At 69.7% G+C, this 14,473-nt stretch carries 14 protein-coding genes; 9 read left to right on the top strand and 5 right to left on the bottom strand.

From position 1 onward, the window contains the following. Positions 1-35 precede the first annotated feature (35 nt). The 5 genes from ACFWI9_RS08105 to ACFWI9_RS08085 all read left to right on the top strand — a co-directional run bounded on the left by ACFWI9_RS08105 (position 36) and on the right by ACFWI9_RS08085 (position 5,966). Positions 36-800, top strand: a complete 765-nt coding sequence (locus ACFWI9_RS08105) for an IclR family transcriptional regulator (RefSeq protein ID WP_387159790.1) — start codon at positions 36-38, stop codon at positions 798-800. Positions 801-1,551: 751 nt separating this feature from the next. Further along, the gene (dhaL, locus tag ACFWI9_RS08100; RefSeq protein WP_387159788.1) at positions 1,552-2,178 is read left to right on the top strand and encodes a dihydroxyacetone kinase subunit DhaL; all 627 of its coding nucleotides are present in this window, start codon (positions 1,552-1,554) and stop codon (positions 2,176-2,178) included. 115 nt (positions 2,179-2,293) lie between these two features. Further along, a complete protein-coding gene (locus ACFWI9_RS08095) occupies positions 2,294-3,268 on the top strand; it encodes an aldo/keto reductase (RefSeq protein ID WP_387159786.1) in 975 nt (324 codons plus the stop codon). A gap of 94 nt (positions 3,269-3,362) precedes the next feature. Beyond that, entirely contained in the window at positions 3,363-5,072 is a 1,710-nt protein-coding gene (locus ACFWI9_RS08090) for a dihydroxyacetone kinase family protein (protein ID WP_387159785.1), read from the top strand. 444 nt (positions 5,073-5,516) lie between these two features. Continuing rightward, positions 5,517-5,966 (top strand): hypothetical protein, encoded by a 450-nt coding sequence (locus ACFWI9_RS08085; protein ID WP_387159784.1) that lies wholly within the window; start codon positions 5,517-5,519, stop codon positions 5,964-5,966. Between the two features lie 87 nt (positions 5,967-6,053). Here the strand turns inward: ACFWI9_RS08085 and ACFWI9_RS08080 are convergent, their stop codons facing one another. The 4 genes from ACFWI9_RS08080 to ACFWI9_RS08065 all read right to left on the bottom strand — a co-directional run bounded on the left by ACFWI9_RS08080 (position 6,054) and on the right by ACFWI9_RS08065 (position 10,286). Then, on the bottom strand, positions 6,054-7,742 hold the full coding sequence (locus ACFWI9_RS08080; RefSeq protein ID WP_387159782.1) for a phosphoenolpyruvate--protein phosphotransferase: 1,689 nt from the start codon (positions 7,740-7,742) through the stop codon (positions 6,054-6,056). Further along, a complete protein-coding gene (dhaL, locus tag ACFWI9_RS08075) occupies positions 7,739-8,365 on the bottom strand; it encodes a dihydroxyacetone kinase subunit DhaL (protein ID WP_387159780.1) in 627 nt (208 codons plus the stop codon). Before dhaL (ACFWI9_RS08075) ends, ACFWI9_RS08080 begins: the two co-directional genes overlap by 4 nt. 158 nt (positions 8,366-8,523) lie before the next feature. Further along, entirely contained in the window at positions 8,524-9,522 is a 999-nt protein-coding gene (gene dhaK, locus ACFWI9_RS08070) for a dihydroxyacetone kinase subunit DhaK (RefSeq protein ID WP_387159778.1), read from the bottom strand. Then, positions 9,519-10,286 (bottom strand): MIP/aquaporin family protein, encoded by a 768-nt coding sequence (locus tag ACFWI9_RS08065; RefSeq protein WP_387159776.1) that lies wholly within the window; start codon positions 10,284-10,286, stop codon positions 9,519-9,521. The genes dhaK and ACFWI9_RS08065 overlap by 4 nt, the downstream gene beginning before the upstream one ends. Before the next feature lie 600 nt (positions 10,287-10,886). Here ACFWI9_RS08065 and dhaM point away from each other — a divergent pair. The 3 genes from dhaM to ACFWI9_RS08050 all read left to right on the top strand — a co-directional run bounded on the left by dhaM (position 10,887) and on the right by ACFWI9_RS08050 (position 12,155). Next, positions 10,887-11,279 carry a dihydroxyacetone kinase phosphoryl donor subunit DhaM gene (gene dhaM / locus ACFWI9_RS08060; RefSeq protein ID WP_387159774.1) on the top strand — a complete coding sequence of 131 codons (393 nt, stop codon included), beginning with the start codon at positions 10,887-10,889 and terminating at the stop codon, positions 11,277-11,279. Continuing rightward, positions 11,263-11,553, top strand: coding sequence for an HPr family phosphocarrier protein (locus tag ACFWI9_RS08055; RefSeq protein WP_387159772.1), 291 nt, complete (start codon positions 11,263-11,265; stop codon positions 11,551-11,553). The genes dhaM and ACFWI9_RS08055 overlap by 17 nt, the downstream gene beginning before the upstream one ends. A gap of 209 nt (positions 11,554-11,762) precedes the next feature. Next, entirely contained in the window at positions 11,763-12,155 is a 393-nt protein-coding gene (locus ACFWI9_RS08050) for an ATP-binding protein (RefSeq protein WP_387159838.1), read from the top strand. Between the two features lie 17 nt (positions 12,156-12,172). Here the strand turns inward: ACFWI9_RS08050 and ACFWI9_RS08045 are convergent, their stop codons facing one another. Beyond that, positions 12,173-13,021, bottom strand: coding sequence for a hypothetical protein (locus tag ACFWI9_RS08045; protein WP_387159770.1), 849 nt, complete (start codon positions 13,019-13,021; stop codon positions 12,173-12,175). A 544-nt stretch (positions 13,022-13,565) separates the two neighbouring features. On the opposite strand from ACFWI9_RS08045, the gene ACFWI9_RS08040 reads away from it, so the two are divergent. Further along, positions 13,566-14,456 carry a crotonase/enoyl-CoA hydratase family protein gene (locus tag ACFWI9_RS08040; protein WP_387159768.1) on the top strand — a complete coding sequence of 297 codons (891 nt, stop codon included), beginning with the start codon at positions 13,566-13,568 and terminating at the stop codon, positions 14,454-14,456. The last annotated feature ends 17 nt before the right edge of the window (positions 14,457-14,473 follow it).

Raw genomic sequence — 14,473 nt, 5'->3', positions numbered from 1 at the left:
GCAATACTGAATCGGAGATCTCTATGGTCCAGTCCGTGCACAGGGCAGTGCAGATCTTGCGGGAACTCGCCTCAGGCGGTCCCCGGCTGGGTGTGACCGAACTGGCCGACCGGCTGGGCGTCGCGAAGCCGACCGTGCACGCACTGCTGCGCACACTGGAGATCGAGGGTCTGGTCGGACAGGATCGGGACAGCTCGAAGTACCAGCTGGGGCCGAACCTCGTACAGCTGGGCAACGCCTATCTGGATACGCACGAGCTGCGGACACGGTCGTTGACCTGGGCGGACGCTCTGGCCAACCGCACCAAGGAAGCGGTGTGGGTGGGCGTCCTCACGGGCGACCACGTACTGATCGTCCACCACGCGTTCCGCCCCGAGGGTGCGGTGCAGATTCTCGAGGTGGGCGCGAGCATCCCGTGGAACACGTGCGCCCTGGGCAAGGCCATCGTGGCGTCGTCGCCGGCGGGCACGCGCGAACGCCTGCTCGCCGGGGAGCTGGCGGTGCTCACCGGTGCCAGCATGACCGACCGGAAGGCGCTGGCAGGCCACCTGGAGGAGGCATTGAAGGCCGGTTACGCGCTGGAGGACCAGGAATCGGCCATCGGGGACGCGGGCATCGCCTCGCCGGTCTTCGACCGCTCCGGCGAGGTGGCGGGCGCCATCGGCATCGTCGGCCCGGTGGAGCGCATGCTGGGTGAATCGACACGCCAGGAACTCGCTGTGGCCGTGCGGGAAACAGCCCGTAATCTCTCCCGCGACCTGGGCGCCCCGCGCCGGGCGGCCTACACCCCCGGCGCCTAGACGCACAGCCGCGCATCGCGGCCCCGCCCTGGCATGGCATTGCGGCCGACCGGGTGCCCCGAGCCTCTTGACAGGCGTGAAACGGGTGCTTAACTTCCGGAACAACGTTCATCAATGATGAACGACACCGGAGAGGGTAGATGGTCTGGTCCAGTTCCCACAGGGCCGGCGGATCCTGCCCGAGTAGAAGGACCCGGCGGCTCCTCTCCCGTTCACAGCCCGCATCACGCGGAGGAGGTGAAGCGTCCGTGCCAGCGTCGGCACCGGACGCCGTCAGATGGTAGAGAACTCCCGTCCAAGGCTCCTCACCGGGACGCTGGGGCTGGCCCTGCTGGTGCCCAACGTCGGATCCGCCCCCGCAACCGTGGTCATCAGCGGCCCTCCGCTCACCATGAGGCAGCCGGGAACACTCTCTCGCCTTCGCCGCCGCGGTTGCCTCGGCGGCCTGCGCGGTGGCAGGCGTACACGCCGCGACGAACACGCCCCTCGCCCACAGGCCGGTGGGCAACTATCTGAGCCGTCCGGACACGGCGGGTATCGCCGCCACGGTGCGGAGGGCGGATGCCGACATGCTGTCCCTATGGGACCCGCCCGTGAACACCCCCGCCCTGCCATGGGGCGTGTGAACCGGGCCGGGGGCGGGGCTGTGCATGAGGCGCGGCCCTCCAGAGGCGGCCGCGTGAACTGCGCCCCGCCCCCGGCTCTTCCAACCACCGACCCCGTATGCACCGATCATCGAACGGAGACCCCCATGGACATCGACCTCGCCCGTGCGTGGGTGCAGGCCATCACCGTCGCCGTGGGCCAGCACAAGGATCATCTCACCCAGCTCGACTCGGCGATCGGTGACGCAGACCACGGGACCAACCTGGACCGCGGATTCACCGCCGCCGCGGCTGCCGTTTCGGACCTCAGCCCCGAGACGGTCGGAGCCGTCCTCACCAAGACCGGCACCACCCTGATCTCCACCATCGGGGGTGCCTCGGGACCGCTGTACGGGGGCGCGTTCCGCGCACTGGGCAAGGCCCTTGACAGTCCTGTCGCCGAACCGCTCGCGTTCGCCGGAGCACTCGCCGCCGGCCTGGAAAGCATCCAGAAGCTGGGCGCGGCCGTCCCCGGTGACAAAACGATGATCGACGCGTACGCGCCCGCCCTGGCCGCCTTCGAGGAGCAGGCCCGTCAGGGAACCGGCTTCGCCGCCGCGGCAGCGGCTGCCGCCGACGCCGCCGAGGAGGGCATGCGCGCCACCACTCCCTTGCAGGCACGCAAGGGCCGCGCCTCCTACCTCGGGGCGCGCAGCGTCGGTCACCAGGACCCGGGGGCCACCTCGACGGCCCTGATCTTCCGCGCCCTCGCCGACACGGCGGCCCAGACGTGACGCCCCACCCACACCGGGCGTCGACCGGCTCCCGGTACCGGCCTGGGATGACCAGCTTCTGCCCGGCGCATGCTGCGGCCCACTGTCACAAGAACTGCCAAGAAAGTCTTGTCGTATGAGTCTGACACTGCGAGCGGCGTCGCCCCTGCGGATCGGTCTGGGGCTGGCCGCAGTCGGCCGACCCGGCTACATCACGCTGGGCCGCGACACGGATCTGCCCGCCGTCCGCTCGCCCGAAGCCCTCAGAGAACGAGCCTTCGCCCTGATGGACGCGGCCTACGCCCAGGGAGTGCGCTACTTCGACGCCGCCCGCTCCTACGGGCTGGCGGAGACGTACCTCGCCCAATGGCTGCAGGCCCGTCCCGACGCCACGGACATCGTGGTGGGCAGCAAGTGGGGCTACACCTACACAGCCGACTGGAGCACCCAGGCCGATGTCCACGAGGTCAAGGACCACGGCACGGACGCGTACGACCGGCAAGTCGCCGAAACCCGGGCCCTGCTCGGAGACCGGCTCAGCCTGTACCAGATCCACTCCGTCACCCCGGACAGCCCCGCACTGGGCGACAGCGCCCTGCATGAGCGGCTGGCACACCTGGCGGAAGAAGGGGTGACCGTCGGCCTGTCCACCAGCGGCCCGAACCAGGCAGACACCATCCGTGCGGCACTGTCGGTCACGGTGAGCGGACGGCCGCTGTTCGGCAGCGTCCAGACCACCTACAACCTGCTGGAGCGGTCCGCGGGCGGCGCTCTCGCTGAAGCGCACGACGCAGGCTGCGCAGTGATCGTCAAGGAGGCCCTGGCCAACGGCCGCCTAGCCGACCCCCACGTTGTCGCATCCGAGACGAGCGCTCTGCGTGAGATCGCCCAGCAGACCGGTGCCTCGTGCGACGCCGTCGCCCTCGCGGCCGTTGCCGCCGAGCCCTGGGCCGACGTGGTCCTCTCCGGAGCCGTGACGGTCGACCAGCTCAACAGCAACCTCGCGGCAGCGCGCGTCAAACTCCAGCCCACCCAGCTTCAGCGGCTCACCGAGCTCGCCGAACCCGCCAGCGCCTACTGGGCGCACCGGGCACGGCTGGCCTGGGCGTGAGCCGCACCGCCAGCCCCCTCACCTCAGCGTCAACACCCCCACCGGCTGACGGTCGCTGATCCATCCACCCCCGCTTTTCCAACGGAGCCTTCCCATGACGTACTTCCTCCCGCAAGCCGACACGGTCCTCAGCGCCGCACGCGGTCTCGCCCTGGCCAACCCCGGACTGATCGAAGTGAACAGCAGCCCCCTGTACCTGCGGGCCCGCACCAGCAACCCCAACCGCACGGTCGCGCTGGTCGCAGGAGGCGGTTCCGGCCACGAGCCGCTGCACACCGGCCTCCTGGGCCCTGGGGGTCTCGACGCCGTCTGCCCCGGCGAGATCTTCGCCTCCCCGCACAACCGGCAGATCTACGAGGCCAGCGCGGCCGCCGCGAAGAGCAACGGCGTCCTGCTCGTCATCAAGAACTACACCGGCGATGTGATCAACTTTCAGATCGCCGCGGAACGCCTTCGCCACGACGGCATTCCCGTAGCAACAGTCCTCGTCGACGACGACCTGGCCACCGACAAGGCGGACACCGCGACCGGCCGCCGGGGTACCGCCGCAACCGTGGTCCTGGAAAAGCTGCTCGGTTCCTTCGCCGACCAGGGCGCCAAACTGGATGAACTCGCTGCCTTGGGCGCGGACGTCGTCGCGCGCTCCCGCAGCCTCGCCGTCGCGGCCCGAGCCCAGACCTCACCCTCGACCGGGGCACCGGCCTTCGACCTGAGCCCCGGCACACTCGACTACGGCGTCGGCATCCACGGCGAGCGCGGTACGCGCACCGTCGACCACCGCCCCGTCGAGGAACTCGTGGCGCAGATGACCGACGATCTGCTCCAGGCCCTGCCCGCAGGGCAGGACAAGGTCCTGGCCGTCGTCAACGGCCTGGGTGCCACGACCAGCCTGGAACTGCACGCCATCGGCTCGATCCTGCACGACCTGCTCACGGCCCGCGGCATCCAGCCGCTGGCCATCGTGCCCGGCACGTTCACCGCGGCCCTGGACATGGCCGGCTTTTCCATCACCCTCACCCACATGAAGGCGGAGTGGGCTGAGCTGTGGACGGCCCCCACCGACACACCGCTCGTCCTTCCCTCTCACACCCTGACTCCGGACACCGCGGCGAGCGTCGTTGCCGAACCGGTGACCACCCCCGCGCACGAGGGCGAGGCACCGGCCAGCCGAGTCCTTCTCGACCGCTATGCGGCGTTCGTCGCCCAGGCCCATGACAACCTCACTGCCCTCGACCAGCTCGTCGGCGACGGCGACTTCGGCGACAACCTCGCCGGCGGCGTGCGCCGGGCGGTCAAGCGGAACGCATCGGGGACCGGCGGCGTGGCTGCCTTGGCCGAGGCCTTCCTCAACGATGTCGGCGGCACCAGTGGTCCGCTCTTCGGGCTCCTCTTCCAGGACCTGGCCACCGTGTCCTGGTCCGACGGCCACGCGCCTGGCGCAGGAGCCGTTGCCGACGCGGCCAAGGCCGGCCTCGACGCCATCCACCGGGTCGGCGGAGCCAAGGTCGGCGACTGCACCCTCGTGGACGCACTCGCCCCCGCCGCCGACGCGTTGGCCGCGGCCGCCCGCGACGGCGCGGATGCTCCCTTCACCGCCGCCGCCGAGGCCGCCGTCCAAGGCGCCCTGAGCACCGCATCCCTCACCCCCCGGCGCGGCCGCGCCAGCTACGTGGGCCGGCACGCCATCGGCGTCCCCGACCCCGGCTCTTTCGGTGTGGCTCTTCTGTTCACTGCGCTCGCCAGCGTCTACGAGCCGGCCACTGCCTCGCGGCTGCCTGACCCGGAGCACCTCACCTCGCGCTGACTCCGAGGTCCCGCTCGTGATCGTCAGGTGAGCCAGTCGTTCCTCGGCGGCCACCGTGCCCTTCTCGCGTGGTACGGCCAACTCGTCGCGAACGAATGTCTCTTCCTGATCCAGACGCTCGAACAGTGGCGTCATACCGGCCCCACCCTCACATGCCCCCAGAGCCGGGCGACCCTCCAAGCTCCAGCAAGACGTAGGACCAGCCGCAGCAAGATCCCAGAGGGTGGCCGCAGTTGCCACCAGCCGACCGCTTGTGACCGCCTTGCACTCACGCCCCTCCGACGTACGACAACGCCCGTTCGCACCGTAGGGTCGGAATATGCCGACCGAAGGCAGCCCGGGCCTCTCTGCCATGCACTGGCAGGACTGCACGGACGTGTACGACTTCCTGGATCAGGTCCGCCTCCGGCCCGGTGCGTGGCTGTCCGGGGTTCACTCCGTGACGTGCAGTCCATGCTGATCGGCTACCAGGTCGCTCTCGGCGTGCACTCCATCGACGAGCCCTGCGGCTTCTGGCACGGTGGAGCCTTCAGCCAGTGGCTCGGGACACGACTTGGCGGCAGCAGCCCACTTGGTTGGGCAGCCGACATCGAGCGCAACACCCCCGACGGCTCGACTCCCGTCCAGGAGTTCTTCCGCCTCCTCGACGCCTACCGGAGCGACACGGCGCAGGATCCGGCACCCGGCACCACGACGACTCGACTTCCCGACGTCGAGTGCATGCTCAACACCTTCGTCGCCCTCTTCTGGAGCGCAAGCGTCTCCTCTACACAGGCGGCGAAACGTCTCGGAGACCGCGGTTTCCGCGTCATCCGGCTGGAAGTCGGCCAATGGAGCACGGCGCACGACATGCACCGCGCCATCGCTGTCGCCCTGCAGTTCCCCGACTACTAACGAGGGGTCCCGGTTCGGTGTCCGGGTGACCGGTGCGAGGCGGGGTCTGAGCCGGGGTGGAACGCCGGACCGGCGATGCGGGAGGCGTCACGGCAGCGACGGTACGCGGGACTGCCGCACGAGGTCCCAGACCTCTTGCGGGGTCCCGCTGGTGAGAGCGGCGGCGGCCAGAGATGCGCAGGCGTCGTAGCGGAGGCGGCGGATGCAGGCGCGGACCTCGTCGAGCGCGGCGGGGGCTACGGAGAGGATGTCGCAGCCGACGCCGATGAGGAGAGGGATGACCAGAGGGTGGGCGGCGGCATCCCCGCAGACGGAGACCTGACGGTTGTGGCGGTGCGCGGCCCTGACGACCTGCGCGATGGCGTCGAGGACGGCCGGGTGTGCGGCCATGGCCGGGGTGGCGGCGGGGTCGCGTCGGTCGATGCCCAGGATCTGGCTGGTGAGGTCGTTGCTGCCGATGGAGATGAAGGCCGCTTCGCAGGCGAGTTCATCCGCCGCGGCGACAGCTTCGGGCAGTTCGACCATGATGCCCAGTGGTGGTGCGCTGACGCCGAGTTCGGCTGCCGTGGTGTTGAGAAGTGCGCGGCAGGCGCGCAGTTCGTCGATGCTCGCGACCATGGGGATCATGATGCGCAGGTCGGTGTCGGATCCGGCGCTGAGCAGGCTGCGGAACTGGTCGGCGAAGGCGTCGGGCTGGGCGAGCATCAGCGGCAGGCCGCGGCCGAGCCGCTCGCCGTCATGATCCCGGGCGAGGAACGGCGGCAGTTTGTCGTCGGCGAAGTCGAGGGTGCGGACGGTGACGGTCTGTCCGTGCAGGGCGCGCAGGACGGGGACGAGGGCGGCCGCGTGCTGGTTGCGGGTGGGCCAGGAGGCGTGGTTGAGGAAGGGCAGCTCGGTGCGGAGCAGGCCGACCCCGTCGGCGCCCGCGGTCAGGACGGTCCGGGCCTCTTGCGGTGTGGCCACGTTGGCCCGCAGAACGATGTCGTGCTCGTCCAGCGTCCGGGCGGGCAGGTGGCGCTCTTGTGCGAGTGCGAGCCTGCGGCTCCGGGCAGCCTCTATGGCCTCCAGGGCAGTGGTGCGTTCGGCGTCGTCGGGATGGACCACTGCGGTGGCCCGGTTGGTGTCGAGGAGGACTTCCTGACCATCGGGCAACTCCAGCAGCCGCGCGTCGACGCTGAGCAGGAGAGGGATGCCCTGGGAGCGGGCGACGATCGCCGCGTGCGAGTTCGGGCCGCCGGTGACGGAGATGGCGCCGGTCACGGTCTGCCCGGGTTCCAGCAGGTCGGCGGCGCCGATCTCGTGGGCGATCAGGACGAGGGGCTGGTCGGGCGCGGGGGCCGTGTCGCCGTACAGGTAGGCCAGGACACGGCGGCCGACCTGGCGGACGTCGGCCGCACGGTCGGCGAGGGTCGGGGTGTCCAGGGCGGCGATGACCCCGGCGTAGGCGTCGACGGCCTGCCGTACGGCGACGGCTACCGGCTGGCCGCCGTGCGCTCGCTCGACGGCCTGGTCGCGCAGATCCGGATCCTGCGCGATGTAGCCGTTGACCTCCATGATGTCGGCCTGTTCGTCCTTGCCCTGTTCGCGCAGCGAGGTGGACAGCTCCAGCAGGCGGGCGGCGACGGCGTCGAAGGCGTCGGTGATCTGCTGCGCGCCGTCGACGCTGGTGCGCTGCGGCTGCGGGCTGCGGGTGGCGGGACGGTCGGTGCGGCGCAGGAAGCCCAACGCGGTACCGGCTGCGGCGGTGTGCCCTTTGTAGGTGAGGCGGTCGGTCATCGGGCCACCGCCGTTTCGGCGAGGGCGCGGAAGATCAGGGCGGTGGAGGCGGCACCGGGGTCGGGGTGGCCGATGCTGCGGGCGCCGAGGTAGGAGGCGCGTCCCTTGCGGGCCTGCAGCGGGGTGGTGGCGCGCAGGCCGTCCTCGGCGGCGTCCGCTGCGGCCAGGGCTGCCGCGGCGAGGTCGGCTCCGGCGTGGGCCTGCTGCTGGAAGGCGGCCAACGCGGGCGTGTAGGCGTCGATCATGGTCTTGTCGCCCGGCGTGGCCGCGCCGAGTTTCCGGATCGCGTCCAGACCGGGGGCGAGTGCGTGGGCGAATTCCTGGGGTGTGGCCCTGGGGGCATCCAGCATCTTGCCGATAGCGCGGAAGGCACTTCCGTACAGCGGGCCGGAGGCGCCCCCGATGCTGGAGACGAGGGTGGTACCCACCTTCACCAGCAGGGCACCGACGGTGTCCGGATCGGTGCCGTCCAGGGCCGTGGTGACGGCGGAGAAGCCACGGTGCATGTTGACGCCGTGGTCGGCGTCGCCGATGGCCGAGTCGAGCTGGGTGAGGTGGTCCTTCCGCTGGTCCACGGCGGCGGCGATGGCCTGCACCCACGCGCGGGCGAGGTCGATGTCCACGGGAGATCTCCGTTCGAGGCTTGCGTAGCGGGTTCAGGAAGGGGATGAGCCGGGGGACGGCCGCTCGATGCGGCAAGGTTGCGGTCCGGGGAGGGCGGGACAGCGGGGAGGCGCCGGCCCGGGTACTTGCGGATCGGGCGGCCCGCCCCCGGCTCGGTTCAGGCGCCCCAGCGCAGGGCGGGGGTGTTCACGGGCGCGTCCCACAGGGCCAGCATGTCGGCATCCGCTTTGCACACCGTGATGGAGACGCCCGCCATGTCCAGGCTGGTCACGTAGTTGCCGACCAGGCTGCGGGCGATGGTCACGTTCTTCGCGGCGAGCACCTCTGCGACCTCGTTGAACACCACGTACAGCTCGATGAGCGGGGTCGCGCCCAGGCCGTTGACCATGACGATGGTGTCCTCCCCGGCGGCCAGGGGCTGATCGTCGAGGATCGCCTCCAGGGCGGTGGCCACGATCTCCTTGGCGGGGCGGAGCTTCTCCCTGCGTCGGCCGGGCTCGCCGTGGATGCCGACGCCGACCTCCATCTCGTCCTCGGGCAGGTCGAAGCCGGGTTTGCCGGAGGCGGGCGTGGTACAGGCGGTCAGGGCCACGGCGAAGGACCGGGAGGAGGCATTGACCCGCTTGGCCATCTCGGCGACGGCGGCGAGGTCGGCGCCCTGCTCGGCGAGGGCTCCGGTGATCTTCTCGACGAAGACGGTGGCCCCGGTGCCGCGGCGGCCGGCGGTGTAGGTGGAGTCCTGGACGGCGACGTCGTCGTCGACCAGGACGGTTTCGACGGTTACGCCTTCCTCGGCGGCGAGTTCGGCGGCCATCTGGAAGTTGAGGACGTCACCGGTGTAGTTCTTCACGATGAACACCACGCCCGCGCCGCTGTCGACGGCCTGGGCTGCGGTGAGCATCTGGCCGGGGACGGGCGAGGTGAACACCTCGCCGGGGCAGGCCGCGTCCAGCATGCCCGGTCCCACGAATCCGCCGTGCAGGGGCTCGTGCCCGGAACCACCGCCGGACAGCAGGGCCACCTTGCCTGCTCGGGTGCCGCCCGCGCGGGTGATCACCTTGTTCTCAGTGTCGACGTTCAGCCCGGGGTGGGCAGCGGCGATACCGGACAGGGCATCGGCGAGGACTGCCTCGGGAGCGTTGATGAGCTTCTTCATGACAGGGCTCCTTCGGCCGTGGCGGGCTGGGCCGCCGGGCTCTCGGCGGGGGTTACGGCGACTGCCTTGTTGAGGGCGACGTAGAGGAGGCCGGCGGCGACGGCGCCGATCACCTCAGCGGCCAGGTAGACGGGCAGCTGGTCCCAGTGGACCGTGCCCCCGAACAGCTCACCCGTGATCATGGGGCCGAGTGTCCGGGCGGGGTTGATGGACGCCGCGGTGGCCGGCGCCACCGGGATGATGATCGCGAAGACACCGAGGCCGATGGCCAGTCCCGCGAAGCCGCCGGGCGCACGCCGGTCGATGGCGCCGAACACGATGAACGCGAGGAGGAATGTGCCGACCGCTTCGGCGAAGAAGGCCTGCCCGGCGCCGACACCGGTGCCATAGGCGGCGATACCGAGGCCGACGTCGACCGCCTTCTTCCCCAGGACCCCCACGATCGCGAGCGCGCCCAGCACCGCTCCGGCCACTTGGGCCGCGATGTAGCCGGGGACGTCCCGCCAGGGCATCTTCTTCGTAGCCGCCAGGGCCAAGGTGATGGCCGGGTTGATCTGGCAGCCGGAGATGTGGCCGATCGAGTAGACCATCGCGATGACGACGGTGGCGAACGCGAGCGAGATCATTCCCAGCTGCGCCATGGTGAACGGGGCGTCGCCGCCGACGATGAGCGTCGCGGGGACCGAACCGACGCCGATGAACACCAGCACGGCGGTGCCCAGCGTCTCGGCGAGAAGTTTCTGAGGGTAGGTGTTCTCTTCCATATTTGGGCGCCCATGCCACATTGCATGGGGCGCTCACCTCCTCCGCATGAGCGGGCTGTGAAGGGGAGGGGGCCGCCAGGTGGTCGGGGGTCGGGCAACCTGGCGGCCGGCCCAGGGGAACCGGAAAGTCAGCGACATCCCGGCAAACAGTTCATCATTGATGAACGATGTTCCGAGCATTAAGTCCCGCGTTTCGACGCCTGTCAAGGGGTTCCCGCAACTTGCCCGGGCAGCGGACGGCGAGGAATCGCTGCGGCATCGTTGTCGCGAGTGAGGGGCGCGACAAGGGCCGTCGCCCGGTGCGGATGGCGCCGATTAGGCGGATCGGACAGCATCACGGGCGTCTCCCCGACCGCAGCGCTGATCGCGGGTGATCTCCGGCGCGGTCACCGCAGACCCTTGCCTCCCCGGCCCAGCCGGCGAGTGCCCCACGAGGCCGACGGTTGCGGTGCCTCCGGGCGCCGTGCCGGGCAACCCGCGACAGGGGGTCGATACGCACCGCCGGGACGCGGTCGGCGGCGAGCGCCGCCTGTCGCATCAGAAAAATTCCCATGAGTTCTGTATTGCTGAACAACGTTCCGAGAATTAACGTTGCCATTCATGAACGCACCTGTTGGCATCGTCCTTGTGTCCCACAGCGCCGAGCTTGCTTCGGGCCTTCGCCTGCTGCTGGAGCAGATCGGCTCGGATGACGTACCTCTCGCCATCGCCGGAGGAACCGATGACGGCCGCATCGGCACCAGCTACGACCTGGTTCTCAAGGCGATCACGGACGCTGACCGCGGTGGCGGCGTCGTCGTCCTTCCCGACCTCGGCAGCTCCGTCCTGACCGCCCGCACCGTCCTGGAAGACCACCCCCGCCCCGACGTCACCCTCGTCGACGCGCCCTTCGTCGAAGGAGCCGTCGCCGCCGTCGTCACCGCCGCATCCGGCGCCGACCTCAAGACCGTCGCCGACGCCGCCAAGGAGGCCCGCAATGTCCCCAAGCTCTGACTCCGCCGCAACGACCACGGCAAGCCACGAATGCGCCGTCGTCCTGCCCGTCCACCTGCACGCCCGCCCGGCAGGCCAACTCGCGCGCGCCGCAGCCGGATTCACCAGCACCGTGCAGCTCGGGTACGCCGGCCGGACCGTCAACCCCACAGGCGTCCTGGCTGTAATGGGCCTGGGCGCCACCGCCGGAAGCACCGTGACCGTGCGTGCCGAAGGCCCCGACGCGGAACAGGCCGTCACGGCACTGGCCGGCATCCTCGCCACGGCCGAATAGCCCCGCCGCCTCCGCACCAACGCGCCTCCGGTTGCGGCGGTGCACTCAGCCAAACGGATGCACCGTGAAGTGCGGGCTCACCGAAACTGGTCTTGCCGCTCGGCTTCTCCCGCCTCATGACCGCGGCGATGATCCCGTCCCGGCAGGGCGGCGACATCCTCTCAGGCGGCGACGTAGTGCATCGTCATCGACGCGGTGGCACGCCCGGCATGGCGCATCAACACGTGGACGGACAGGCTGAGTTCGGCGAGTCGGGTCAGCTTGGTGTGGCGGAATCGGCAGGTGAGGCTGAGCCCACGGGCTTGCCCTTGCTGTCGGTGATCTTCACGGTCATCCCGCTCGACCAGGACGCGGCGAACCCGTTCTTCCAGCTCATAGCCTCGGGTTACGAGCAGGGCTCGGTGATGGTGACCTCGAACCAGCCCTTCGGACGCTGGGGAGAGACCTGGTGGGACATGGTCGTCTTGCCCGGACCGCCGGTGGATAGCCCCATCCCCTCCGCGGTCCGCTTGGCGGCGGCCAGGTTCGTGATGGGCGCCTGGAGGACGGGCACGTTCTCGCGGTTCGTCTCGGACGGTTACGGCTTCCGGTTCGACCGATGAGGGATGCCGCTGCAGCATCAGCGTGACGGTAGGCCCATGGGATTGGGAAAGGGGATGGTACCGGAGGTGAAGACCTGGTCCGCAAGAACGCTCAGCGAGCCGAGCAGTCGGTCTGCTTCACTTTGAGTGAGGGCTAGGTAGGGGACGGCGGCGAGACTGTCTGTGCGGACCTCGACATGGGTGTGCAAGGCGCGCCCCTCCGAGGTGGGATGGCCGTTCTTCAACAAACCCCGCGCGGTCAGACCGCTTGTTGCCGCCTGCCAATCCTGAGTGGACCAGCCGCGATTGTCCCGCAGAATCTCCACGGGCGCATCCCTGCACGCAGCGAAGAGCACGTGGGCCTCACATCCGTTCAGGCCCTCGGCAGTCAGCAAGGCGACGTGCCCGTCACCGCGATGCTCGCGCAGCGCAGTTGCGGCTTGCCAGAGTGCGCTGACATGGTCATCCGGAGTGGGCAAGCCACGGTTGGCGGCGAACAGCGAACGTCCGGCCCCGTCTGCTGCCGCGATTGTCCGTCCCAGCAGTGGCAGGAGCTCTACGGCAGTCTCCCCCACCGCCGGCGCAATTCGGCGCAGCGCTGCGGCGGCCGCCTTCTGGCGAGCGTGAAGCACGGCCTCGGGTGCAGCGAACTCCCATGCGCTCGGAATGGCGCGTCGCACCATGGCGGGGTGGAAGTTGAAGAATGCAGCCTCCACGACACCCGCCGCCACCGCTCCCAATGGCGCGGCCCGGGCTGCAAAGTAGCCCATCCAAAAACCCCGCAGGCCGACTTCACGATTGGCTTCGCGACTCTCGGGCGCAAAGTACGTCACCGCGTGCAATGCTTCGAGGCCATGCCATACCGTACGCGCAAAAGCTGTCTCCACTGCGCCAGCCTTTCACGAATGCGCCCTGAATGGATGCCGTTGGACCACTGGCGCAGAGCTGCGGCGGATTACCGCCGGGGCGAGCGAGCAGCCGTCTTCGTGCTTCGGAGGTGATCGACTACGGTGGAGCGCCCACCATCCGCCGCGCCAGGATGTCGCTGATCACCACCCAGCGTGCTTCCCCACCGGGAACCGCAACGAGCTGCTCGGTGAGCGTGGTTGACCAGCCGGTGTACGTGCCGGTTGGCCGGGTGGTGCAGCGGCAAACCCCGGCACACGTACGCGCCGAGCGGAGGGAACTCCATCTCGGCCGCTTCCGCAGCGCCCGTGCACCCACCCGTACGACGACGTACGTGGGCCCGGCGAGGGTCGCGTGCCACGTCGTCCGGGGCGACGCGCTCCGGGCCTCGTGGAACGGCAGGGCACCAGAAGGCCTCGACGGACGCGTGATTCATGAAGTTCGATACGCCCGCCCCCAACTGTGCGTAGCGTGCACGCCGTTCCGGTGTCGCCATTATTGATTCCTCCCCACCCGAGGAGAGTTATGAACGACCACGAATCGACCGTCCTGTACGAGACGAAGCACCGCAAGGCGTATCTCACACTGAACCGTCCGGACCGGCTGAACGCCATCGACTCCCGGATGCCCAAAGACCTGGCGGCGGCCGTCAAGCGGGCCAACGAGGACTCCGAGGTGCACGTCATCGTGCTACAGGGCGCCGGACGCGCCTTCTGCACCGGGTACGACCTGAAGATCTTCGCCGAGAGCGGGCAGGGAGCCCAGGGCTCGGCGGACGGTGACGGAGTCTGGGACCCGATCAGGGACTACACCGCGATGAAGGGATTCACCGACGACTACTTCTCCCTGTGGCGGTCGTTGAAACCCACCATCGCCAAGGTGCACGGCCATGCCGTCGCAGGCGGCAGCGACGTCGCCCTGTCCTGCGATCTCGTGATCATGGCGGATGACGCCCGGATCGGTTACATGCCGGCCCGGGTCTGGGGCTGCCCCACGACTGCCATGTGGGTGTACCGGCTGGGGGCGGAACGCGCCAAGCGCATGTTGCTGACCGGCGACACCATCGACGGCCGGACCGCCGCGGACTGGGGGCTGGTCCTTCAGTCCGTGCCTGCGGACGAGTTGGACGCAGAGGTCGACAAGCTCGCCGACCGTATCGCCGGGGTTCCCGTCAACCAGCTCGCCATGCAGAAACTCATGATCAACCAGGCTTACGACAACATGGGGCTGCAAGGCACTCAGATCCTGGCAACGCTGTTCGACGGCATCACCCGCCACTCGCCTGAGGGGCGCTGGTTCCAGGAGTTCGCCGCCACCCACGGCTTCCACCAAGCTGTCGCCTGGCGCGACTCGGGCCGCTGGATACCCAACGGCGGGGGTCCGCTGCCGACACCGGAAGACCTCGAGGACCACTAGAACCCTGTCCTACATGG

Source organism: Streptomyces sp. NPDC127084 (assembly GCF_042724175.1).
Classification (GTDB): Bacteria; Actinomycetota; Actinomycetes; order Streptomycetales; family Streptomycetaceae; genus Streptomyces.
This window is presented reverse-complemented; position numbering and strand designations above follow the sequence as displayed.

Bases quoted from the DNA above. Each gene is read 5' to 3' on its own strand.
- dhaL (WP_387159788.1), top strand. From the start codon at position 1,552: ATGGACATCGACCTCGCCCGTGCGTGGGTGCAGGCCATCACCGTCGCC.
- ACFWI9_RS08095 (WP_387159786.1), top strand. From the start codon at position 2,294: ATGAGTCTGACACTGCGAGCGGCGTCGCCCCTGCGGATCGGTCTGGGG.
- ACFWI9_RS08090 (WP_387159785.1), top strand. From the start codon at position 3,363: ATGACGTACTTCCTCCCGCAAGCCGACACGGTCCTCAGCGCCGCACGC.
- ACFWI9_RS08080 (WP_387159782.1), bottom strand. From the start codon at position 7,742: ATGACCGACCGCCTCACCTACAAAGGGCACACCGCCGCAGCCGGTACC.
- dhaK (WP_387159778.1), bottom strand. From the start codon at position 9,522: ATGAAGAAGCTCATCAACGCTCCCGAGGCAGTCCTCGCCGATGCCCTG.
- ACFWI9_RS08065 (WP_387159776.1), bottom strand. From the start codon at position 10,286: ATGGAAGAGAACACCTACCCTCAGAAACTTCTCGCCGAGACGCTGGGC.
- dhaM (WP_387159774.1), top strand. From the start codon at position 10,887: ATGAACGCACCTGTTGGCATCGTCCTTGTGTCCCACAGCGCCGAGCTT.
- ACFWI9_RS08055 (WP_387159772.1), top strand. From the start codon at position 11,263: ATGTCCCCAAGCTCTGACTCCGCCGCAACGACCACGGCAAGCCACGAA.
- ACFWI9_RS08050 (WP_387159838.1), top strand. From the start codon at position 11,763: ATGGCGCATCAACACGTGGACGGACAGGCTGAGTTCGGCGAGTCGGGT.
- ACFWI9_RS08040 (WP_387159768.1), top strand. From the start codon at position 13,566: ATGAACGACCACGAATCGACCGTCCTGTACGAGACGAAGCACCGCAAG.